At 71.8% G+C, this 22,223-nt stretch carries 19 protein-coding genes; 8 read left to right on the top strand and 11 right to left on the bottom strand.

Annotated features, from left to right (window positions below; all coding sequences use genetic code 11):
• Positions 1-143: 143 nt before the first annotated feature.
• Both Bra3105_RS12000 and Bra3105_RS11995 read right to left on the bottom strand, forming a co-directional pair.
• Complete coding sequence (locus Bra3105_RS12000) at positions 144-1,040, bottom strand: aldo/keto reductase (protein WP_228356951.1); 897 nt, start codon at positions 1,038-1,040, stop codon at positions 144-146.
• Positions 1,041-1,232: 192 nt separating this feature from the next.
• Positions 1,233-2,033 (bottom strand): sulfite exporter TauE/SafE family protein, encoded by an 801-nt coding sequence (locus Bra3105_RS11995; protein ID WP_228359656.1) that lies wholly within the window; start codon positions 2,031-2,033, stop codon positions 1,233-1,235.
• A gap of 205 nt (positions 2,034-2,238) precedes the next feature.
• On the opposite strand from Bra3105_RS11995, the gene Bra3105_RS11990 reads away from it, so the two are divergent.
• Positions 2,239-3,549: a four-carbon acid sugar kinase family protein gene (locus Bra3105_RS11990; RefSeq protein WP_228356950.1), complete on the top strand. Its 1,311-nt coding sequence runs from the start codon at positions 2,239-2,241 to the stop codon at positions 3,547-3,549.
• Between the two features lie 41 nt (positions 3,550-3,590).
• Here the strand turns inward: Bra3105_RS11990 and Bra3105_RS11985 are convergent, their stop codons facing one another.
• Positions 3,591-4,160: a YdeI/OmpD-associated family protein gene (locus tag Bra3105_RS11985; RefSeq protein WP_228356949.1), complete on the bottom strand. Its 570-nt coding sequence runs from the start codon at positions 4,158-4,160 to the stop codon at positions 3,591-3,593.
• Positions 4,147-5,115, bottom strand: a complete 969-nt coding sequence (locus Bra3105_RS11980) for a helix-turn-helix transcriptional regulator (RefSeq protein WP_228356948.1) — start codon at positions 5,113-5,115, stop codon at positions 4,147-4,149. Before Bra3105_RS11980 ends, Bra3105_RS11985 begins: the two co-directional genes overlap by 14 nt.
• A gap of 127 nt (positions 5,116-5,242) precedes the next feature.
• Here Bra3105_RS11980 and Bra3105_RS11975 point away from each other — a divergent pair, with 127 nt between their 5' ends.
• On the top strand, positions 5,243-5,692 hold the full coding sequence (locus Bra3105_RS11975; protein ID WP_228356947.1) for a VOC family protein: 450 nt from the start codon (positions 5,243-5,245) through the stop codon (positions 5,690-5,692).
• Between the two features lie 118 nt (positions 5,693-5,810).
• A complete protein-coding gene (locus tag Bra3105_RS11970) occupies positions 5,811-7,322 on the top strand; it encodes an aldehyde dehydrogenase family protein (RefSeq protein WP_228356946.1) in 1,512 nt (503 codons plus the stop codon).
• 97 nt (positions 7,323-7,419) lie between these two features.
• Here the strand turns inward: Bra3105_RS11970 and Bra3105_RS11965 are convergent, their stop codons facing one another.
• From Bra3105_RS11965 to Bra3105_RS11950, 4 genes are all read right to left on the bottom strand, one after another.
• Positions 7,420-8,448 (bottom strand): YdcF family protein, encoded by a 1,029-nt coding sequence (locus Bra3105_RS11965; protein ID WP_228356945.1) that lies wholly within the window; start codon positions 8,446-8,448, stop codon positions 7,420-7,422.
• 198 nt (positions 8,449-8,646) lie between these two features.
• Positions 8,647-10,617 (bottom strand): N-acetylglucosamine-specific PTS transporter subunit IIBC, encoded by a 1,971-nt coding sequence (gene nagE, locus Bra3105_RS11960; protein WP_228356944.1) that lies wholly within the window; start codon positions 10,615-10,617, stop codon positions 8,647-8,649.
• Between the two features lie 355 nt (positions 10,618-10,972).
• Complete coding sequence (locus Bra3105_RS11955) at positions 10,973-11,755, bottom strand: endonuclease/exonuclease/phosphatase family protein (RefSeq protein WP_228356943.1); 783 nt, start codon at positions 11,753-11,755, stop codon at positions 10,973-10,975.
• A gap of 39 nt (positions 11,756-11,794) precedes the next feature.
• On the bottom strand, positions 11,795-11,968 hold the full coding sequence (locus Bra3105_RS11950) for a hypothetical protein (RefSeq protein WP_228356942.1): 174 nt from the start codon (positions 11,966-11,968) through the stop codon (positions 11,795-11,797).
• A 424-nt stretch (positions 11,969-12,392) separates the two neighbouring features.
• Here Bra3105_RS11950 and Bra3105_RS11945 point away from each other — a divergent pair, with 424 nt between their 5' ends.
• The 3 genes from Bra3105_RS11945 to Bra3105_RS11935 all read left to right on the top strand — a co-directional run bounded on the left by Bra3105_RS11945 (position 12,393) and on the right by Bra3105_RS11935 (position 17,033).
• Positions 12,393-13,274 carry a PTS sugar transporter subunit IIA gene (locus Bra3105_RS11945; protein ID WP_228356941.1) on the top strand — a complete coding sequence of 294 codons (882 nt, stop codon included), beginning with the start codon at positions 12,393-12,395 and terminating at the stop codon, positions 13,272-13,274.
• A 60-nt stretch (positions 13,275-13,334) separates the two neighbouring features.
• The gene (locus Bra3105_RS11940; RefSeq protein ID WP_228356940.1) at positions 13,335-14,924 is read left to right on the top strand and encodes a PTS ascorbate transporter subunit IIC; all 1,590 of its coding nucleotides are present in this window, start codon (positions 13,335-13,337) and stop codon (positions 14,922-14,924) included.
• Positions 14,925-15,362: 438 nt separating this feature from the next.
• The gene (locus tag Bra3105_RS11935) at positions 15,363-17,033 is read left to right on the top strand and encodes a helix-turn-helix domain-containing protein (RefSeq protein ID WP_228356938.1); all 1,671 of its coding nucleotides are present in this window, start codon (positions 15,363-15,365) and stop codon (positions 17,031-17,033) included.
• A 75-nt stretch (positions 17,034-17,108) separates the two neighbouring features.
• On the opposite strand, the gene Bra3105_RS11930 is transcribed toward Bra3105_RS11935, so the two are convergent.
• Together Bra3105_RS11930 and Bra3105_RS11925 are read right to left on the bottom strand one after the other, a co-directional pair.
• Entirely contained in the window at positions 17,109-17,534 is a 426-nt protein-coding gene (locus tag Bra3105_RS11930; protein ID WP_228356937.1) for a hypothetical protein, read from the bottom strand.
• 146 nt (positions 17,535-17,680) lie between these two features.
• Positions 17,681-19,354: an L-lactate permease gene (locus Bra3105_RS11925; protein ID WP_228356935.1), complete on the bottom strand. Its 1,674-nt coding sequence runs from the start codon at positions 19,352-19,354 to the stop codon at positions 17,681-17,683.
• A gap of 199 nt (positions 19,355-19,553) precedes the next feature.
• Between Bra3105_RS11925 and Bra3105_RS11920 the strand changes: the two genes are divergently transcribed.
• A complete protein-coding gene (locus Bra3105_RS11920) occupies positions 19,554-20,318 on the top strand; it encodes a FadR/GntR family transcriptional regulator (RefSeq protein ID WP_228356929.1) in 765 nt (254 codons plus the stop codon).
• Positions 20,319-20,382: 64 nt separating this feature from the next.
• Positions 20,383-21,252 (top strand): alpha/beta fold hydrolase, encoded by an 870-nt coding sequence (locus tag Bra3105_RS11915; RefSeq protein WP_228356927.1) that lies wholly within the window; start codon positions 20,383-20,385, stop codon positions 21,250-21,252.
• Positions 21,253-21,316: 64 nt separating this feature from the next.
• On the opposite strand, the gene Bra3105_RS11910 is transcribed toward Bra3105_RS11915, so the two are convergent.
• Positions 21,317-22,120: a hypothetical protein gene (locus Bra3105_RS11910; RefSeq protein WP_228356926.1), complete on the bottom strand. Its 804-nt coding sequence runs from the start codon at positions 22,118-22,120 to the stop codon at positions 21,317-21,319.
• Positions 22,121-22,223 lie beyond the last annotated feature (103 nt).

Below are 22,223 nucleotides of genomic sequence, written 5' to 3'. Positions count from 1 at the left end.
CGACGCCCAGCCCGCCACTGCTCTCACCCCGTTGTGGATAACGGGAGCCACCCGATCGGACCCCATCGGACGGTCGCCTCGCGGGCAACATCCCCGCTTCACCAGGGCCCGCATAGCCCCCGTGTCACACTGTCAGAGACGCATCAGCCCAGCGCGTCGAGCTGCGCCCACTCCGCGTCGCTCAGCTGCACATTGCCGGCGGCGACGTTCTCCTCGAGGTGCGCTCGCTGGGAGGTGCCGGAGATCAGCACGGTGTTCGGGGCGCTGTGCAGAAGCCATGCCTGGCCCACCTGCGAAGGTGTGACCCCGTGCGCGGCGGCGATGCGCTGCACGGTCTCGTCGTCGGTGACCTTCGGACCCTGGTGGAAGCCGCCGCCGAGCGGGAAGTACGGGATCCACGCGGCGCCCTTCTCCTCCGTCAGATCGGCGAGCGCCTGGTCGTGGCGGTCGACGGCGTTGAAGATGTTCTGTACGGCCTGCACCTCGACACCCAGGTCAAACGCCTGCCGCACCTGCTCGAGGCGCACATGGCTGAGACCGATCCCCAGGATCTTGCCCTCGTCCTGCAGCGCGAGCAGTTGGCCGAGCTGATCTTCGAGCGGCACCTGCTGATCCCCCTCGACGACGAGTCCGGGGAGGAAGTCCATGCGGCGCAGATACAGGAGGTCCAACCGGTCGGTGCCGAGGGTCTGCAGGTTGATCTCGACGCTGTCGCGCAGCTCGGAGGGCTTCTGTGCCGCGGTCATCGGGAACGGCCCCTCTGGCGTCGAGCGCGCCCCGGCCTTGGTGGCGAGGAAGAGGTCGTCGCGGTGCGTGCCCAGCGCCTCGCGGATCAGCGAGTTCGCGAGCCCGTCCCCGTAGAAGTGGGCGGTGTCGAGCATGCGGATGCCCAGGTCATAGACGTCGCGCAGGAGGGAGACGGCGGCATCGTGCCCGCCGGGCTGCTCGGCCGAGCGGTGCAGACTGCCCAGGCCGTAGCCGATACGGGGCACGTCGCGCCCTCCGATGGGATACGTGCCAGCGAGGCTCGGGGTGCTCATGGGATCTCCTCATCTGCGGGGCCGACGGCCTCACGATAGGCGCTGCGGGCAGGGAGCCCGCTGAGCAACGACCAGGACTCGGCACGCCGCCGCGACCGCCCTGCAAGGTGGCGCCCACGGGGAGTCGAGGACAAGGGCTCCGGCGGCCCGCCTCTATCCCGCCTGGATCCCGCTGCCGACCCCTGAGTCCGCTCACGCCCCCACGATCAGCGCGGCAGCGGAGACCACGGTGAGCACGAGGATCGCCTTCTCGAAGACGCTCTGCGGGACGCGCTGGGCGATGCGTCGACCGATCAGTGCGCTGAGGATGACCAGCGGCGCGAGCAGCACGTCCATGAGCGCGTACTGCAGGCTGAACAGGCCCAAGCTCGCGGAGAAAGGCAGCTTCAGCAGATTCACGATCGCGAAGAACCAGGCGGAGGTCCCCAGGAACGTCAGCACGGGCATGCGCATCGCGTAGAAGTACATGGACATGGGCGGTCCGCCGGCGTTCGCGACCATCGTGGTGAAGCCACCGAGCGATCCGTAGCCGATGCGCCCGATCCGACCGACGGTCGGCTCGTCCTCTCCCGCTGCCGTGCCGTCGCCTCGGCTCTCGTCGCGGCGAGCCCGCAGGGTCGCGCGGCGTCGGCGCCACAGGGTGAGCGCGACCAGGAGAAGGAGGATCACGCCGATGCCACCGCGCACGGCCGAGGCGTCGGCGTACTTGAGGAACAGCGCGCCCACCACGAGACCGACGAGCACGCTCGGGATCAGACGGATCAGCGTGCGCCAGTCGGGCTCGCGGCGGTACATCCACAGCGCGGTCGCATCGCCCAGGATCAGCAGGATCAGAAGCGCGGCGGTCGACTCCTTGGGCGGCAGGGCCAGGGCGAACAGGCCCACGGCGATCGTCCCGGCACCCGGCAGGGCGGACTTCGAGAAGCCGACCACGAGCGCCCCGGCGACGACGAGCAGCCACCCGGCGGCGCCGAGCTGGGGCAGGTGGGACAGGAGCTCGCTGATGATTCCTCCTCGGGGCGCGGCTCGCGGCTTCGCGCGAGATCGAGGGGGACGCTACATCCGGTCCGGCCGACGAGGCGGGCACGTCCGCCGCGCGGGCGGCGCTGCCGATGCGGTCCCGCCCCGTGACAGGCTCATGCCAGTCCCCCGACGTCCCGCCGTCGACCCCACCCCCTACCCACCCCGAGAGGACCCCATGAAGACCATCGTCCTGGACGACGACCCCACGGGCACGCAGTCCGCGACCGGCGTGACCGTGCTGCTGGACCTCTCCGAGGAGACGCTCGAGCGGGATCTCGAGGAGGCCCTGACCGGAGCGGACTCGGTGTACGTGCAGACGAACAGCCGCGCCCTGCCCCCGGACGAGGCCGTCGCCCTGGCCCGGCGTGTGCGGGCGGCGGGGATCGCCGTGGCCGAGCGGTCCGGTGAGCAGGTGCGGTTCGTGCTGCGCGGAGATTCGACGCTGCGCGGGCACGTGTTCGCCGAGACCGAGGTGTTCCTCGAGGACGCCGTCATGCTGTTCGTCCCGGCCTTCCCCGACGGCGGGCGCACCACCCGCGACGGCATGCACCTGGTGCGCATCGACGGCCAGGACCTGCCGGCCCACGAGACGGAGTTCGCCGAGGATCCGGTGTTCGGCTTCACCACCGGTTACCTGCCCGACTACGTGGGCCGTGCCTCGGGCCGTCGCGGCGTCCCCGTGCCCCTCGCCGACGTGCGCGCGGGAGCTCTCGAACACGCACTGACCGCGGCCGCGGAGGGCGACGTGGTCCTGCCCGATGCGGTGACCGACGAGGACATCAAGCGGATCGCCGGCGCGGTCGACGCGGCGGCGGAGCACGGCACGCGGATCGTGGTGCGCTCGGCCTCCCCTCTCGCGGCCCACCTCGCGGGGGTCGCGAGCGAGGGTCGGCTGCCGCTGCCCCTGGAGCGGCCGACGGGCGAGACCCTGCTCGTCTGCGGATCGCACACGGCGGGCGCGACCACGCAGCTCGCGCAGGTCACGCGGCGATTCGGCGAGCCGGCGCTCGTCGGCACCGAGGCGGCCCTCGTGGATCCCTCCACGGCGGGGCACGCGGCGGCGGACGCGGTCGCCTCGGTCGGCACCGCCACCAGTGCTGCCACTGCCGCCCCTGCCACCGGGACCGTCCCGGCCGACGACGCCGCGTCCCTCCTGCTGCTGTCGACCGAGCGGCAGCGCTCCGCGAGCCACGGCACGCTCGATCACGGCGAACGGGTGATGGCGGCGCTGACCACGGCTGTCGCGGATCTGCTGCCGCGCGTGGGCACGGTGATCTCGAAGGGCGGGATCACCTCGGCGGAGGTCGCGCGCAGGGGACTCGGTGCGCGCACCGCGCACGTGCTCGGCCAGATCCTGCCCGGGGTCTCGGCCTGGTGCCTGAGCGCGCGGGACGGCCGCGAGCTGCTGTACATCGTGGTCCCCGGGAACGTGGGCGACCAGGACACGCTCGTCAGGGTTCTCGAGGCCGTCGGCATCACCGACTGAGCCCGTCGGCCCGACGCGCCGTCGATCCGCCGCCCGCGCCGTCAGTCCTTCTCGAGTCTCTCGACGAGCGCGGCGATGCGGGTGCGGCGAGTCGCCTCGCGGGTCGCGCTCAGGATCGGGTGCAGGGCGGAATAGCGGGCACTGCCCGTGAGCAGGTCGAACGCTGCGCGGGCCCGGGGTGAGGCGGCGAGCGCCTCGGCGAGCGCGGGCGGCACCTGCGCGCTGGCGGCCCCGGCGTAGGCGCTGTCCCAGCGCCCGTCGGCCTTCGCCCGCTCGACCTCCGCCCGCCCGCGCTCGCGCATCCGCGACGCGGCCTCGAGCCGGCCGATGATGTCGACGTTGCGCTGCGACCAGATCGAGCGCGGGCGGCGCGGGGTGTAGCGCTGGCGGAAGGAGTGCTCGTCGTGCGCGCGACGCTGCCCGTCGATCCACCCGCTGCACAGGGCCTCCTCGAGAGCCTGCTGGTAGGTGAGGGTCGTCGGCCCGCTGCCGCCCTTCTTCGCGAGCAGGAGCCAGACGCCCTCGGAGGTGTCCTCGTGGGCGTCGAGCCATGCTCGCCAGGCCGCGGCGTCGGCGACGACGAGCGGGGGCGGGAGTTCAGCGGGTGCCATGCGCAGAGCCTCCCATGCCGTCGGCCGCGCGGGAGAGGGAGGCCTGTGCAGTGCGGGCCGCGGCGACGAGCTCGCCCGGCCCGAGCAGGCGGAACGGGGCACCGAGGCGGATCACCTGGGCGATGAGCCCCTCCCAGGACCAGGATCCGAGCACGGCCCGGCATCGGCCCTCCGCGACCTCCTCGATGCGGGCGTCGGGCAGCCACGGTGCGAGCTCGCGCAGCGGGAGGTCGATCTCGACGGTGCCCTCGCAGGGCCAGCGGTCGGCCTCGCGGGACCCCTTGAGGTGGGCGGACAGGAAGGTGGCCGCATCCCCCGCGGGCAGCTCCCGCGGGGTGAAGCGCGGTCCGGTCGGCGTGCGCGGCACCATCCTGTCCAGGCGGAACGTGCGCCAGTCCTCGCGCTCGAGGTCCCAGGCGATCAGGTACCACAGGCCCTGGCGGGCCACGAGGCCATGGGGCTCGGTGCGACGGGGCCACGTCGAACCCGGGTAGTCGAAGCGGAGGACCTCGCGGCGGCGCACCGCGGCGCTCACGGCCTCGAGCGCCGCAGGGTCCGCGCTGACCGGCGCCGGCACGACCTCTAGAGCGAGCGAGGACGCGCGCTGCCGCAGGTCCGAGGGCATGACCTGCAAGATCGCGGCGAGCACGCGCGAGGACGCGTCCTCGATCGCGACCCCGCTCGAGGGGGTCGTGCGCAGGGCCACCGTGACGGCGAGCGCCTGCTCGTCGTCGAGGAGCAGGGGCGGCATCCGCTCCCCCGCCTCGAGCCGATAGCCGCCCACGGGACCCTTCGTCGACCGGATCGCATAGCCCAGGTCGCGGAGCCGGTCCACGTCGCGCCGCACGGTGCGCGGGGTGACGCCCAGGCGGTCGGCGAGCGCCGGGCCGGTCCATGCGCGCGGGACCTGCAGCAGGGAGAGCAGCGAGAGCATCCGCGAGGAGGTGGTGGGCATGCCCCGATCCTCCCCCATGATGAGGACCCGTCCTGTCCTCTTCGTGCGGAATCGTCGTCCTCGACGGCACCCCCGCCGCCAACACCTGCCTCCGCGGCGCCCGCCGCGGACCTCCGAGAGGACCACCATGAGCATCTCCACCACCGCGCACCTGAACCTGCCCGGCACCGCGCGCGAGGCGCTGACCTTCTACCGAGACGTCTTCGGCGGCGAGGTCTCCACGACCACCTACGGCGCCCTCGGCATGCCCGCCGTTTCCCCCGACGCCGACAAGGTGGTGTTCGGCAGCCTGACCTCCGAGGACGGTGTGCGGCTGATGGCGTACGACGTGCCGGGCCGCGACGAGCCGTTCCCCTTCCGCACCCGCCGCGAGAACGGCACCACCCTCACCGATCAGCCCTTCTTCCTCGCAGCGGGCGCCGGCAGCCTCGAGGAGCTGCGCCCGATCTGGGACGCCCTCGCCGACGGGGCCTCGGTGATCGAGCCGCTCGCGGCCTCGCCGTGGAGCGCAGGCTTCGGCATGCTCACGGACCGCTTCGGTGTCACCTGGACGCTCGACGTGCGCCCCGCGGACTGACCCTGTCCTCACGTCCCGGCCCGCCCGGGCGACCACCCAGCCACTCGGTCGGCGCCCGGGCGCCCGTGGCACAGTGGGCCGCAGTCCGCGTGCGCGGACCGAGCGCCAGGAGGCACCGATGCCATCGACCACCACGTCCCCGCCCGCCCTCTCGCGCCGTGCGCGGCGCGAGGCCGACGCCGTCCCCTCCACCGCTCCCGCCACGATCCGTGCGCGCGTCGACGGTGCCCGCGCCGCCTTCACCCGTGGTGCGAGCCGTTCGCTGGTGTTCCGCCGCGCGCAGCTGCAGGGCCTGCGGGCCCTGCTGCGAGCGCACCACGCCGAGCTCGAGGAGGCGGTCGCCGCCGACCTCGGCAAGAGCGCCACGGAGTTCCGCCTCACCGAGATCTTCCCGGTGACGAGCGAGATCGACGAGGCGCTGCGGCAGCTCGAGCGCTGGTCCCTGCCGCGCCGGGCCGGTGTGCCGCTGCCCCTCCAGCCCGCCCGCGCCCGTCTGGTGCCGGAGCCGCTGGGCACGGTCCTGGTGATCTCGCCGTGGAACTATCCGGTGCAGCTGCTGCTGGCTCCGCTCGTGGGGGTGATCGCCGCCGGCAACACGGCCGTGCTCAAGCCCAGCGAGGTCACGCCCACGGTCTCGGGAGTGCTCGCGCGGCTGCTGCCCCGCTACCTCGACGCCCAGGCGTTCCCCGTGGTCGAGGGCGGCGTCGAGGAGACCACGGCGCTGCTCGAGGAGCGCTTCGACCACGTCGTGTACACCGGGAACGGCAGTGTGGGCCGGATCGTCATGGCGGCCGCCGCGAAGCATCTGACCCCGGTGACGCTCGAGCTGGGCGGCAAGTGCCCCGTGTGGGTCGACGACGCCGCGCACCTCGAGCAGGTCGCGCGGCAGCTGGCCTGGGCGAAGTTCGTCAACGCCGGTCAGACCTGCGTCGCCCCCGACCACGTGCTCACCACCCCGGAGCTCGTCGAGCCCCTGGTCGCGGCCCTGCGGCGTGCGATCGCCGCGCTGTGGGGACAGAACCCCTCGCGCAGTCCCGACTACGGGCGCATCGTCGCCCCGCGGCACCTCGACCGGCTCGCCGGATACATCGAGGCGGCTGACGGGAAGGGCGCGGGCCGCGTCGCGCTCGGCGGGACCGTGGACCGCGAGGACCTGTACGTCGCGCCGACCGTGCTGGTGATGGACAGGCCCGACTCCCCCAGCGCCGCCCGCACCGAGGAGAACACCCCCACGGTGATGCGCGAGGAGATCTTCGGGCCGATCCTGCCGATCGTGCCCGTCGGCGGGCCCGAGGAGGCGATCGCCTTCGTCGGCGCCGGCGAGAAGCCGCTCGCCCTCTATCTCTTCACCGCATCGCGGCAGGTCGCCGATGCCTTCGTGGAGCGGACGTCGTCCGGCGGCGTGGTCGAGGGCGCGTGCCTGATCCATGTCGCCACGCCGACGCTGCCCTTCGGCGGGGTGGGCGGGAGCGGCATCGGCGCCTACCACGGGCGCTTCTCGTACGAGAGGTTCAGCCACGAGAAGCCGGTGCTGAAGAAGCCCCTGGTCCCGGACACGCTCGCGCTCATGCGTCCGCCGTTCTCACAGCTGCGCGGGACCCTGATGCGCAGGCTCTCCGGGCTCCGCTGAGAGACCGTCGGACCGAGCCACTCCGCCGGTCCGCGTCCCGTCGGCTGACCGGGCCCCGCCGTCGGACCGAGCCCTGTCGTCGACCCTGCCGCTCGCCTCAGGCGTTGATGACGGCGAAGGCGATGAGCAGCGGGAGCGGCACGCTCACGATCGCGGCGACCAGGACGTGCAGGATCTTGTGCCGGGCCACGAGCGCGACGACCTCCCGCAGGAAGGCGCTCGGCCAGAAGTAGCCGGCGGTGCGCGCGGGCGCGACCTGCGCGTCCAGGCCCACGCGGCGGGCGAGGGCGGCCGTGCGTAGCACGTGATAGCTGCTGGTGACGGTGAGGCCGGGCCCTTCGGCCGGGAGCACGGTCCCCACCAGCCCACGGGTGTTGCGCAGGTTCTCCTCGGTGGTGCGCGAGCGGTCCTCGAGCACGATCGCCTCCTGCGGGACGCCCTGCTCGCGCGCGTACTCGGCCATCGCCGAGGCCTCCGAGCGGGGCTCGTCCGGTCCCTGGCCCCCGGAGAGGACGAGCAGCGCATCGGGGTGGGTCTCGCGCACGCGCCTCCAGTGCGCGATGCCGGCGTCGACGCGGTTCGCGAGCAGCTTGGGGACCCTCCCGCGGATGAGGCCCGAGCCGTGCACCATCACGTAGCGGGCCGAGGTGCGGGAGGCGATCCACGCGTAGACGACGTCGTAGACGAGATACGAGGTCAGCACGTACCCCGCCCATGTGCCCAGCAGGGCCACGAACGTGAGGACGACGAAGAGCCACGGGTGCTCCGCGGCGAAGCGGAGCGAGATCGCGGCGCCGACGATGACGGCGAGCAGTCCGAGGCCCGCCAGCAGGGACAGCAGGTTCCCCAGACTCCGCCCCTCCTTGCGCATCATGAACACGCCGTTGGCGATGAGGAAGCCGATGAGCACGAGCGTGAGCAGCGGCGAGAGGACCGCGATCAGCACCAGCACCCCGCCCACGAGGGCACCCGCAGCGCTGTCGGATCCCGCGGCCAGCGCGAAGAGGACCGTGAGCGCCGTCAGGGACAGCAGGAAGGCGTTGCCCGTCCAGCGCGCGTCCCTGCGCAGGGACAGGATCAGGAGGACGACGAGCAGGATCGGCACCGGGGAGAGGAGGAGGGACATGCCCCAAGAGTCCCATCCCGTGGGCGTCCGGTCATCCCCTGCCAGGGGGATCGCGCGGTGCGGGCCTCTGCCCGTGGTCGGACCCGGGGGCCGAGGGGCGCGGGGGCCGACGGGTGCCGGCGGGGCCGACGGGAGCGGGGGGGCGACGGGTGAGCGGGCGAGGCCGGCCTCCGTGGGACCGGCCTCGCCCGGTCGACCTCAGACGACCTCGACCACGGCGTCCTTGTCGTTGAGGACGATGATCGGGGTGATCGTGGGATGCCCGTCCGCGCGCACCGCCGCCAGGTCGACGCGCAGCAGCGGCATGCCCGCGACCACGCGGTCACCGGTCGCCACGAGGGTCTCGAAGCCACGGCCCTGCATCGCGACGGTGTCCAGGCCCACGTGGATGAGCACCTCGGTGCCGTCGTCCAGGGTGAGGGCGACGGCGTGCCCGGTGTCGAAGACGTGCTGCACGGTGCCCGCGGCCGGGGCGATGACCACGGCGTCGACGAGGTCCTCGGGCGGCTGCACGGCGATGCCCGGGCCCATGATCTCCTGCGCGAAGGTCGGATCCGGGACGTCCACGAGCGGCACTGCGGTGCCCTCGAGCGCCTGCCGCAGGCGCACCAGGTGGCTGGTGCGGGCGACGGTCGCGACCCCGCCCTGGGCGTCTCCGCCGCTGCTCGTGGAGCCGGCGGCGATCGCCTCGGCCTCCGCGGTGTCGAGCGTCTGCACGCGACCGCTCATCACGTCGTCCATCGCGTCCTTCACGAACTGGACGTTCGTCCCGTAGATGACCTGCACGGAGCCGCGGCCGGGCTTCATCGTGCCTGCGGCGCCCGCCCTCTTCAGCGCGGCCTCGTCGACGACGGAGGCGTCGGCCACCTGCATGCGCAGGCGGGTGGCGCAGTTCTCGAGATCCAGGATGTTCTCGCGCCCGCCGAGGGCCGCGAGGAACGCCGTGGCGATGGCGAGGTACTTCGCGTCACCGGTGGCCGCGCCGGCCGCATCCTCGGACTCGTCCTCCGGGTCGCCGTCCTCGCGACCGATGGTCTTCAGGTCGAAGCGGCGGATGATGAAGCGGAAGGACAGGAAGTAGACGACGAACCAGAACACGCCCATCACGGGCAGCGCCCACGGGTTCTGGGCCATCGGGTTGACCCAGCCCAGCGCGAGGTCGATGAATCCGCCGGAGAAGCCGAAGCCCATGCGGACCGGCAGCGCGGCCGTGATCGCCATCGAGATGCCGGTGAACAGGGCGTGCACCACGTACAGGCCCGGCGCCAGGAACATGAAGGAGAACTCGAGCGGCTCGGTGACGCCGACGAAGAAGGAGGCGATCGCGCTCGAGAGCAGCACGCCCGCGGCGAGCTTGCGGCGGCTGGTCTTGGCCGTCGTGTACATCGCGAGGGCCGCGCCGGGCAGGCCGAACATCATGATCGGGAAGAACCCGGCCATGTACTGGCCGGTCTCGCCGTAGGTGCCGGTGCCGCCGATGAAGTTGTTGAGGTCGTTGATCCCGGCGACGTCGAACCAGAAGACCGAGTTCAGGGCGTGGTGCAGCCCGAAGGGGATGAGCAGGCGGTTGAGGAACCCGTAGAGGCCGACGCCGAAGGGGCCGAGCGTCAGGCAGAACTCGCCGAATGCGACGAGGCCGCTGAAGACCAGCGGCCAGAGGAAGAACAGCACGAGGGCGAGCACGAGCGAGATGCCGGCGGTGACGATCGCGACCGAGCGCTTGCCGGAGAAGAACGAGAGCGCGTCGGGCAGCTTCGTGTCCTTGAAGTGGTCGTATGCCCAGGCGCCGATGAGGCCGCAGATGATCCCGACGAACACGTTCTCGATCTGGTCGAAGGCGGGGTTCACCTGGGCGACGTCGATGTCCTTGAACAGGGCGACGTTCTCGGGGTCCAGCAGCGTGGTCACCGTCAGCCAGGAGACCAGGCCGGCGAGCGCCGAGGTCCCGTCGGGCTTGGTGGCCATGCCGATCGACACGCCGATGGCGAAGAGGATCGGGAGGTGGTCCAGGAGCGCGCTGCCGGCGGTCTTCAGGAAGACGCCCGCGATGTTGGTGTCGTTGCCCGTCGCCGTGAGGATCCAGTAGCCGAGGCCGCTGAGGATCGCGGCGACCGGGAGGACCGCCACCGGCAGCATCAGGGACCTGCCGAGTCGTTGGAAGAACTTCATCGTTGCCTTACGTGGGAGAAGACCACCGCACTGCCCGACTCTGGGCGATTGCGCGGCGGAACGGTCAGAACCGCGCTCAATTGTGCAGGCTCCGCGGGGCCGATGCGACGACGCCGGGACGAGGCTCGGCGCTCGCGCGGCGCTGACGTGGAGGGCGAGACCCGGCGCACCGCCCGAACATGACGAGGGTCACGGCGCGGAGGGCCGGCGGTCGAGCGTCGGCCCCTACGAGGACCCCACGATCTTCGGTCCCCGCTCCGTGCGCATCGAGCTCCGAGTCGTCGCGCCGACAGTTCGCGACGCGGTCGGCTCCCTGGCATCGCGACCCCCTCGGCTCGGTCCTGCGGGGCACGTGTCAGGTCAGCGAGACCAGCGCCTCCACGGGTGCGTGGTCGGAGGGGTAGCGCTTCTTCTCCCGGTACATGTTGATGCCAGCCTCGTGGACGCGCACGTCCTCGGTGGTGAGGATCCAGTCGATGCGGTCGCCGCCCTCGACGGGCTCCTCGTACCCGGGGAAGGTGCCCCACTCGCGGCTGCGGTGCTCGCGGGCGGTCGCCCAGGCATCGAGGAGCGGTCCGTCAGTCACGAGGGTCTCGTAGGCACCCGAGGTTCCTGCCGGCGAGTTGAAGTCGCCGGTGATGATCGTGGGGAGGCCGTCGATGTCCTCCCCCTGGACGAGCTCGGAGATCGCCTGCGCGCTCTTCACGCGGGCGGGCTCCGACTCGTGGTCGAAGTGGGTGTTGATCATGGCGAACTCGCGTCCGGTGCGCAGATCGCGCATGTGCGCCCAGACCACGATGCGGGTGACGCGGTTGCCCCAGGTGGCCGAGCCGATCACCGTCGGGGCGTCGGAGAGCCAGAACTGGTCCCAGGAGAGGACCTGCAGGCGCGCCGGGTCGTAGAAGATCGCCGAGTACTCGTCGCTGCTGCCGCCCTGTCGCCCGAAACCGATCATGCGGTGGGAGGGAAGAGCCCTCTCGATCGCGGGCAGCTGGGAGTACTTGCCCTCCTGGATGCCGAGGATCGTGGGCTTCTCGCGCTCGAGGAGGTCCACGAGGATCGGCTCGCGCTCGGGCCAGTGGTCGGCCTCGCCCGGGTGGGTGTTGGCAGTGTTCTCCATGCGGATGTTGAAGGTCATGATGTGGAGGCGCTTGCCCTTGGCGGGGCCGACGAGGCGTCAGCCGCCTGCTCCGGCTGCGGGGGCGGGACCGGCCGGGGAGGGCTGGGAGGCGGACGCCGGGGCAGCAGCGGAAGCCGTGGACGCTGGGACGGCGGCTGCGGCGCCGATGCCGCCGACGGCGGAGGTTCCCAGGCCGGCGAGGAGGGCGCGGCGATGGACGGGTCGGGACATGGGGATGCTCCTGAGAAGTGGAGGGGCAGGGCTCCCTCCACTCTCCGTGCACGAGAAGTGTCCTGCCAGGTGGCGCGAGCGCAGGCCCGGCAGTGTTCCCCGAAGCGTCACGGCCTGGGCATCTCCTGCTCACCGGTCGACGAGCCGAGCACGGTTCCGCGCCTGACCGGGGTACCCCACAGGGGACGTGTGCAGGGAGCTACGAGTTGCGGTGGATTGTGGTCGCGTCGCCGAAACGACCACAATCCACCGCAACTCGTAGCCCGCTCACACCCCACCCCGGGCCGGCTGCACCGCTCCGCTCCGGTGTGCACCTCACTGGGCCGATGCGCAGCCGCGTACCCTCGCAGTGAGGAACTCGCTCGCGCGAGAGCGCGCACACGCGACCTGCGATCGTCCGCACCCCGCACCCCCGGAGGCCACCATGCCCGCGCCCTCACCCTCGGCGATCACCGACCTGCTGCCCGCTTCCGGGATCGCGCTGGACGTGGTCGCCCCGGACTGGCGCTCTGCGATCCGGGAGGCCGGTGACCTGCTCGTGCGCGAAGGCGTCGCCGGCGGCGCGTACACGGAGTCGATGGTCCGCACAGTCGAGGAGCACGGTCCGTACATCGTCATCACCCCGGGCTTCGCCCTCGCGCACGCGCGGCCCGACGACTCGGTGGCGCGCACCGGGATGTCCTTCGTGCGCCTCGCGGAGCCGGTCGCCTTCGGGCACGAGTCGAACGACCCGGTCACGATCGTCATGGCCCTCGCCGCGGCCGACGACTCCGCCCACCAGCAGGCCCTTGCCGCGCTCGCCGGGGCGCTGGCCGATCCGGGGCGCCGCGCCGCCCTGGACACGGCGTCCTCGGCCGACGAGGTCCTGGCGGCGCTCGACGGCGACGCCGCAGCCGCGGGTGCCGGTGGCGGCGCCGTCGCCCCCTCGGGGACCGGCCCCTCGAAAGCAGGTGACGCCGCCGAGTCGACCCCGTCGGCCGTTCCGGCCGACCCGGCCGCGCTCGCCGACGCCGTCCCCTCGAAGAACCTCATCCTCACCGTGTGCGGGAACGGTCTGGGCACGAGCCTGTTCCTCAAGAACACGGCCGAGCAGGTGCTGGACCGCTGGGGCTGGTCGCCGTACCTCACGGTCGAGGCGACCGACACGATCTCCGCGAAGGGCCGCGCGAAGGAGGCCGACTTCCTGCTGACCTCCGGCGCGATCGCCCAGACCCTCGGGGACGTGGGCGTGCCCGTCGAGGTGATCGAGAACTTCACCTCCCTGGCGGAGATCGACGCCGCCCTGCGCCGCCTCTACGCCGTCTGACCCGCCCGTCCCCTCCCCACCTGCCCTTCCCGTCCCCTCCTCACCCGCACGGAGCCCGTCATGCACGTCCTCGTCGCGATCGCCCAGTTCCTCGTCAACGAGATCCTGAGCGTCCCCGCGTTCCTCATCGGCATCATCACCGCGATCGGCCTGGTCGCCCTGCGCAAGAGCGTCGGCCAGATCGCCGGCGGTGCGATCAAGGCGGTGCTCGGGTTCCTGCTCATCGGGGCCGGGGCGACGCTCGTGACCGCCTCGCTCACGCCGCTCGGCGAGATGATCCAGGGCGCGCTCGGGGCGCAGGGCGTGGTGCCCACGAACGAGGCCATCGCCGGCATCGCCCAGGAGCAGTTCGGCGCCCAGGTGTCCTGGCTGATGATCCTCGGGTTCGTGGTCGCGATCCTGCTCGCGCGCTTCACGCCGCTGCGCTACGTCTTCCTCACCGGCCACCACCTGCTGTTCATGGCCACCCTGATCACGATCGTCATGGCCTCGGCGGGTATGCCCTCGCCGGTCGTGGTGATCCTCGGTGCGGCGCTGCTCGGCGTGCTCATGGTGTCGCTGCCAGCGCTCGCGCAGCCGTGGACGCGGCGCATCACGGGCGACGAATCGATCGCGATCGGCCATTTCGGCACCGCCGGGTACATCGCCGCGGGCAGCGTCGGCCGACTCGTCGATCCGAAGGGGAGGAGCCGCTCGACCGAGGACCTCAAGGTGCCCGATTCGCTGCGCTTCCTGCGCGACTCGATGGTCGCGACCGCACTGTCGATGGTGCTCATGTACGTGATCGTCGCCGTCGTCTACCTGGTCCGCGCCGGCGAGAAGACGGCGTTCACCGCCTTCGAGGGCGGGGCGACGAACGTGGGCAACTACCTCATGCAGTCCGTGACGCAGGGGCTGCAGTTCGGCATCGCCGTCGCGGTGATCCTGTTCGGCGTGCGCACGATCCTCGGTGAGCTCGTGCCCGCCTTCCAGGGCATCGCCGCGCGCGTGGTGCCCGGTGCGGTGCCCGCGCTGGATGCCCCGATCGTCTTCCCCTACGCCCAGAACGCCGTGCTCATCGGCTTCCTCTCGAGCTTCGTGGGCGGGCTCGTGGGCCTGCTGCTGCTCGGCACCGTGTTCGGCCCGCTGTTCGGGCTGGCGCTGATCCTGCCCGGGCTCGTCCCGCACTTCTTCACCGGCGGCGCCGCGGGCGTCTACGGCAATGCGACCGGCGGACGCCGCGGCGCCGTCGCGGGCGCGTTCGTCAACGGCCTGCTGGTCACCTTCCTGCCCGCGCTGCTGCTGAAGGTGCTGGGCACCTTCGGCTCGGCCAACACGACCTTCGGGGACACCGACTTCGGCTGGTTCGGCATCCTCATCGGCTACGGCGCGCGCCCCGGTGTGCTGCTGGGCTCGGTGATCCTCGCTGTGATCGGCCTGGTCATCCTCGGCGCGGCGATCACGGTGCAGAAGCGCGTCGTGGATCGCGGCTGGGACCCGGCGCCGGCGCGCGCGAGCCTGGTCGAGGCAGGTGCGGCCGGCGAGAGTGCGACGGGAGCGTCCGACGGGGTCGACGGGTCCGGCTCGGTCGCGGGCGGCACCGCCGCGCGCTATCCGCGGGTCGCGCCGCCGGTGGGCGCGCCGTCTCCTCCCCCGCCTCCGAAGAGCTGACGCCGGGCACCCGTCGCCCAGCGGACGTGGCAGCGCGGGGGCGCGGTCCCCGCAGACGTGGCCGCGCGAGACGCGGTCCCGGCGGACGTGTGGCGGCGCGGGGCCACTGTCTCAGCGCTACGAGTTGCGGTGGAATATGTACGGAACGCCCGCTCGGGGCTCAGCGTTCATTTCCCACCGCAACTCATAGCCTCGGCACACCCCTGGTCGTAGCCTCCGCACGCCCCTCGCCGAGGTCACAGATCGCCTCCTCCTCTCCCCCTCCCCACGCGGCTGCAGCGGCACACGGCCTCGGCGCCGAGCGCGGCCGGCCTCTTACCTCGCGAAAGGCCGACTCCTCGACGCGGAACATCGCGCGGAGGGCGAGCCCCCACGCCGCAGACGTCTTCCCGATCACACTACCTGCCGGTATCTCATAGATGAGATACGCTCCCGAGCATGACGACGACCGACGAGTTCACCTCGCAGACCCGTCCCGCTGACGGCTCCTCCGTGTCTTCCACGCCCTCCGCACCTTCCGCCCCGTCCGCCCCGTCCGCCCAGCTCGCCGCGGCGTCCGCCGCCGCCGGCGCCCGTTCGGGCGACCAGGACTACCGGAACGAGATCGGCCGGCTCATCCGCGACGCCCGTCTGCACTCGGGCCTCACGCAGGCGCAGCTCGCCGAGAAGCTCTCCACCTCGCAGAGCACGATCAACCGGATCGAGAAGGGCCAGCAGAACCTGACGCTCGACACCCTCGCGAAGATCGGCGAGGCCCTCGACTCGGGGATCGTCGGCATCGGATCGTCGGCCCCCTCGCACCTGCGCGTGCAGGGCGGCACCACGCTGAGCGGCGCGATCGACGTGAAGACGTCGAAGAACGCCGGGGTCGCGCTGCTGTGCGCCTCGCTGCTGAACCGCGGCACCACTGTGCTGCGCCGGGTCGCGCGCATCGAGGAGGTCAACCGTCTGCTCGAGGTGCTCACCTCGATCGGCGTGCGCACCCGCTGGCTGAACGAGAACAACGACCTCGAGATCATCGTGCCCGAGCAGCTGGACCTGGCCTCGATCGACGCCGGCGCCGCCCGTCGGACCCGCAGCATCATCATGTTCCTGGGCCCGCTCATGCACCGCGAGCAGGAGTTCCAGCTCCCCTACGCGGGCGGCTGCGACCTGGGCACCCGCACCGTCGAGCCCCACATGACCGCGCTGCGGCCCTTCGGGCTCGAGGTCGTCGCGACCGAGGGCCACTACCAGGCGAGCGCGACCCCGGGCGCCGGGCCCCGTCGGCCCATCGTCCTCACCGAGCGCGGGGACACCGTCACCGAGAACGCGCTGATGGCCGCCGCCCGCTACGAGGGCGAGACGATCATCCGCAACGCGAGCCCGAACTACATGGTCCAGGACCTCTGCTTCTTCCTCGAGAAGCTCGGCGTGGGGATCGAGGGCATCGGCACCACCACCCTGCGCGTGCACGGCAGGTCGGAGATCCGGGCCGACGTCGACTACGCCCCCAGTGAGGACCCGATCGAGGCGATGAGCCTGATCGCCGCCGCGATCGTCACGAAGTCCTCGATCACCGTGCGCCGCGTGCCGATCGAGTTCATGGAGATCGAGCTCGCCGTGCTCGAGGACATGGGCTTCACCTACGACCGCACCGAGGAGTACCTCGCGGCCAACGGCAAGACCCGTCTCGTGGACATCACCACGCACGTCTCGGACCTGCGGGCGCCCATCGACAAGATCCACCCGATGCCCTTCCCGGGCCTGAACATCGACAACCTGCCGTTCTTCGCGGTCATCGCCGCGACGGCCGAGGGCCGGACCCAGCTGCACGACTGGGTGTACGAGAACCGCGCGATCTACCTGACCGATCTCAACAAGCTCGGCGCGCGCGTGCAGCTCATGGACCCGCACCGGGTGCTCATCGACGGCCCGACCCACTGGAGCGGCGCGGAGCTGGTGTGCCCGCCGGCGCTGCGTCCGGCTGTCGTCATCCTGCTGGCGATGCTCGCGGCGAAGGGCACCTCGGTGCTGCGCAACGTCTACGTCATCAACCGCGGGTACGAGGACCTCGCCCAGCGCCTGAACGCGCTCGGTGCGCAGATCGAGACATTCCGGGACATCTGAGGACGACGGTCGAACGCCTCCGCTCCCCCGGGTTCGGCGCACGCATGAAGGCTTCCGTGCACGTCAGGGCACGGGTCAGTACACGGGCGCGGGCTGAGCCAGGGCGATGATCGGCCCCAGCGTGGCGAGCACCAGAGCCGCGCAGGGGACGAGCAGGACCCAGGCTTTCCCCCCTTTCCTGCGCACCAGCAGGAGGATGCCGATGACCGCGCCCAACAGCGCGAGCAGCAGCGCGACAGCCGGAAGCGCCATCGTCCAGAGCGCGCCGGTGTTCCACCCATGGTGGACCGTGGACTTCTCCGATCCCGGGGACGGAGGCAGGAGGTAGGTGGTCCGGCAGAGCGCGACGACCGTCGCGATCATGACGAGCGACCACACGCCCGCCACGGCGCTGAGTCCCGCGGTGATGATCGCCAGCGGCCGCCCCGTCCGCTGTTCCCGGGCCGACGTCGCGGTCTCCCGCCCGTCCTCACCCGGCCGACGCTGCTCGTACGCGCTCACGCGTCACCTCCCCCGGGCTGCATCCGCCCGTCGATCCCCGTCCACTGCCCATCATCCTGGGCATCCTAGGTCGATCTGCCCATGGGGACTTGTGCCCATGGGCAGCCGCTGATCGTGCTCCTGCGCCGGGGCGCTCCCGCGTCCGCCTAGGGGATCATCCAGGCGAGCACCGGCGTGGACTGCAGGAACACGATCACGCACATGAGCGCGAGGAAGACGATCGACCAGGGCAGCACGCGCCGCAGGATCTCCCCCTCCTTGCCCGCGAGCCCCACGGCCGCGGCGGCGATCGCGAGGTTCTGCGGGGAGATCATCTTGCCGAGCACGCCGCCCGAGGAGTTCGCCGAGGCCGTCAGCAGGGGCTCGAGGCCGGCCTGCTGCGCGGCGGAGGCCTGCAGGGCGCCGAACAGGGAGTTCGATGAGGTGTCCGAACCGGTGACGGCCACGCCGATCCAGCCGAGCACCGGGGAGACCAGGGCGAACAGACCGCCGGAGGCCGCGAGCCAGGTGCCCAGCGTCGAGGTCTGCCCGGAGGCGTTCATGACGTAGGCGAGCGAGAGCACGGCCATCACGGTGACGATCGCCGCGGCCAGCTGCCTGTAGGTGCCGGTGTAGGCCTTCCAGGCGCGGGCCGGGGAGATGCCGATGACGGGGATCGAGATCAGGCCCGCGATCACCAGCCAGGTGCCGGCGGAGGCCGGGATGTCGAGCTTGAAGGTCGGGATGGTCGACGGCTCGCCCGCGGCGTTCAGCAGGTGCAGCCCGGGCCACTGGAACGAGGGGTTCAGCGCCTCATGGGCGATGAGGTCCTTGATGCCGGGCAGTTGGGTGATCACGAACAGCGCCACGATGATGCCGTACGGGGCGTAGGCGCGGACCACGTCGGCCGTGGTGTCGTGCGCGTCGCGGTCGGCCTCGGCCATCTCCTCGGGGGTGCGGACACCGGCGCCGGAGGCCTGCGAGAGGCCCGCGGTCTCGTCGGCGTCGGTCGCGGGGACGAAGGCCTCGCGCGGCTGCCAGACGCGCAGCAGGAGCACCACGGCGAGCGCCGCGACGAGGGCGGCGACGATGTCGGTGAGCTGGGTGGAGATGAAGTTCGAGGTGACGAACTGGGCCAGCGAGAAGACGATGCCGCAGGTGAGGGTGGCAGGAAGGGTCTGCACGAGACCCTTGCGGCGATCGATGATGAACACCAGGATCATCGGCACGATCACCGCGAGCAGCGGCGTCTGGCGGCCGACCATCGAGGAGAGCAGGTGCTCGTCCTGGCCGCTGACCTTGGCGAGCGTGGTGATCGGGACGGCGAGCGCGCCGAAGGCGACCGGCGCGGTGTTGGCGACGAGCGCGACCACGGCGGCCTTCAGCGGCTTGATGCCGATGGCCAGGAGCATGACGCTCGTGATCGCCACGGGGGTGCCGAAGCCGGCGAGCGCCTCGAGCAGGGCGCCGAAGCAGAAGGCGATGATGACCGCCTGGATCCGCTGGTCGTCGCTGACCTTCGCGAAGGAGCGCCGCAGCACGTCGAAGTGCCCGGTCACCACGGTCATGTTGTAGACCCAGATCGCGTTGATGACGACCCACAGGATCGGGAAGAACCCGAACGCGGCGCCCTCGGTGGCCGAGAGCACGGCCTGGCCCACGGGCATCGAGTAGGCGAGCACGGCGACCAGCAGAGAGAGGACCAGGGCGATCAGCCCCGCCTTCCAGGCCGTCAGCCGCACGACGCCGATCAGCACGAACAGGACGACCAGGGGCAGCATCGCCACCAGGGCTGTGAGCAGGAGCGAACCGCCCAGTGCATCGAGGACGGGCTGGTACATGGGAACCTCGCTCAGGGGTCTCGGGTCGGGGCGGCCGCCATCCGCGACACCTGACCCGCACGAAGCCTGCGCGTGAGGGGCTCTCCGTCGACGGTGACGTTGATTGCGACTGTGGGCCGGACCGTTCAGTGGTCTGACCACACAGCGGCACGCTAGAGTGGCGCGCAGCACTTGTCAATGACGCGAAGGGAGCTCCGTCGTGACCACCACGTCCTCGGCCCATGGGTCGGAGCTCCCGCGTGCCGCAGGGGCCGACGCCTGGCGGCCCGTGAACCGCAGCCGCGCCTACGAGCTCGTCGTCGAGCGCATCGAGGAGCAGATCACCAGCGGTGCGCTGCACGTGGGCGACACCCTCCCGGCCGAACGCGACCTCGCCGAGAGACTGCAGGTCAGCCGCGCCGCGGTGCGCGAGGCGATCCGCACGCTCGAGGCGCAGGGCGCCGTCCGCTCCGCCGTGGGCTCACGGCCGGTCGCCGGCACGCAGGTCGTCGCGGAGACCAGCGATGCGCTCACACGTCTGCTGCGCCTGCACGTCGCGCTGTCGAGCTTCCCGATGGGCGACGTCATCGACGCGCGCGTCATGCTCGAGCGCTCGAGCGCGAGCCTGGCCGCGGGCAACGCCTCCGTGGAGGACCTCACCGATCTGCGCGAGATCCTCGGGGCCATGGACGAGCCGGGCATCGATCGCGCCGCGTTCAACGAGCTCGACACCGCCTTCCACGTGGCCCTCGCCGAGGCGGGCCACAACCGCCTGGTCACCGACATGACGATCGCGATCCGCGAGTCCATGCGGCTGCCGATCCTGCAGGCCTTCGGCTCCCTGGAGGACTCCGATGCGCTGATCGCGCGGCTGCGTGCGGAGCACCACGGCGTCCTCGAGGCGATCGAGGAGGGGTCCGCCCAGCTCGCCTCCGAGCGCATCGAGTCCCATATCCGCGCCGCGTACGCGAGCCTGTGGGGATGAGCCTGTCCCGGGGCCGACGGGCCGTCGTGCGCGACCGCTCCGCCGGCCCGAGGAGGCAGCGGCCATGACGTCGCCACCGTTCGGCTCCGACCTCGGCGACGTGGTGCGCGTGCCGCAGCCCGAGGGGTCGCTGCAGGTGATCACGCGCGGTGAGCACGGCACGCCCGTGCTGCTCCTCAGCGGCGCGGGCAACGACAGCGCGTCCCTGAGCTGGAGGCGACTGGTGCCCGTGCTCGCCGAGTCCCATCGCGTGCTCGCCCTGGACTGGCCGAAGCAGGGCGGCTCGACCCCCTGGGACGGGACGGCGGACCATCAGCGGATGCTGCGCTGCATCGACGCCGTCCTCGACCGCTTCGACCTGGACGCCGTCGACCTCGTCGGCCTCTCGCAGGGTGGCGCGCTCGCCCTCGCGTACGCGATCGAGCGACCCGAGCGCGTCTCGCGACTGGTGGCGCTCGCGCCGGCCGGGATCCTTTCGTTCCCGCCGATCGTCCATCAGTTGCTGTGGGTGACGGCACGATGCCGCCTGCTGAACCGGACGCTGCCGTCACTGGTCTTCCGCAGCCGCGCGGTGTGCGCGTGGTTCGCCCGTACCAGCCTGTTCGCGGGCCCCGTCGACGATCTCGAGGGCATCGTCGACGAGTTCCACGCCGACGTGCTCGCCCACGGCTCGGCCTCCTCGGACTGGCAGAACGCCTCGATCGGATTCCGGCGCATGAACGTCGACTTGCGCCCCGATCTGCATTGCATCCAGTGCCCGACGCTGGTCATCCAGGGCAGCAAGGACGTGGCCGTGGCGCCGGAGCGCTCGCGCGCCGCGGCGGAGGCCATCCCCGGTGCGAGGTTCGAGCTGATCGACGGGGCCGGGCACTGGTCGAACCGGCAGTGCCCGGATCGGGTGAACGCACTGATCACAGGGTTTCTCGCGGACTGACCGAAACGAGCCCGATCGGCTCCGGGCCCGGATGCGCGCACCCCGACGGGCCGATTCGGACGGCTCAGCTCTTCAGTGACTGCATCTGCGCGAAGAGCCGCAGCATGGCGGCGCGCTTCTCCGTCTCGCTGCCGTTGTCGTTCAGGATCATCAGCGTCTCGTTGTCGGGCAGCGGATAGGTCGAGTGCGGGAACACGAAGGTCCCGCCGTTGCGGGAATCGTCCACATCCTCCGGGTCCGACGCGGGGTAGCTCTGCGCCCACAGCTCGGCGAAGAGCGCGACGACGTGCGGACGCAGCCGCGAGTAGGCGCCGATGACCTCGCCTGCGACCGCGTCGATCGCGAACTCGACGTCCTCCGTGCACAGGACAGGGTCGGCGACCGGGGCGTCCCCGGCAAGGCTGGTGTCGGACTGCTCCCGGGCCGCGCCAACCGCTGCCGGGGCGTCCGTCGTCCGGGCGTCCGGGTCGACGCGCTCGGCCTCGGCCTGCAGCTGAGCGACGGTCATCAGGTCATGCGCGGCCATCCACGCGGCCATGTCGACCGGGGCGAGGACATGGGGCCCCTCGAGGACCGCAGGCGGCTCCGGCTCCTCGTCCGTGCCGTCATGGGTGGCGCCGAACAGGGCGAGCGCCGCCAGGCGGATGCGGGCGTCGGCCGCTTCGATCCCGTTCGACGGAATCTCGACGGGCACCTCACCGACGACGGCGAGCGTGGACCACGCGTGGGCGAGCCAGCGCACGTCACCGCCGCTCGCGAGCCCCTGGGCGTAGTGGGCGCACAGGGCGTCGAAGACCGGGGCGCCATCGGGAGGGGCTGCGCCGCTGCTCTCCCCCGGCCCCTCGGCCGGATCGCTGGTCCGTCTCATGTGCGCATTCTGCTCCGAAGGACCGACGAACCAGCCGTTGCGGGGTGACGCGGCGCGGCGAGAACTTCGCCGTGGAGTCCCATGGCTGCCGGCGCGCGCCGCG

This window comes from Brachybacterium halotolerans subsp. kimchii, from assembly GCF_020792675.1.
GTDB classification, from domain to species: Bacteria; Actinomycetota; Actinomycetes; order Actinomycetales; family Dermabacteraceae; genus Brachybacterium; species Brachybacterium halotolerans.
Note: the sequence above shows the minus strand (reverse complement) of the source record. Positions and strands in the feature narration are given on the sequence as shown.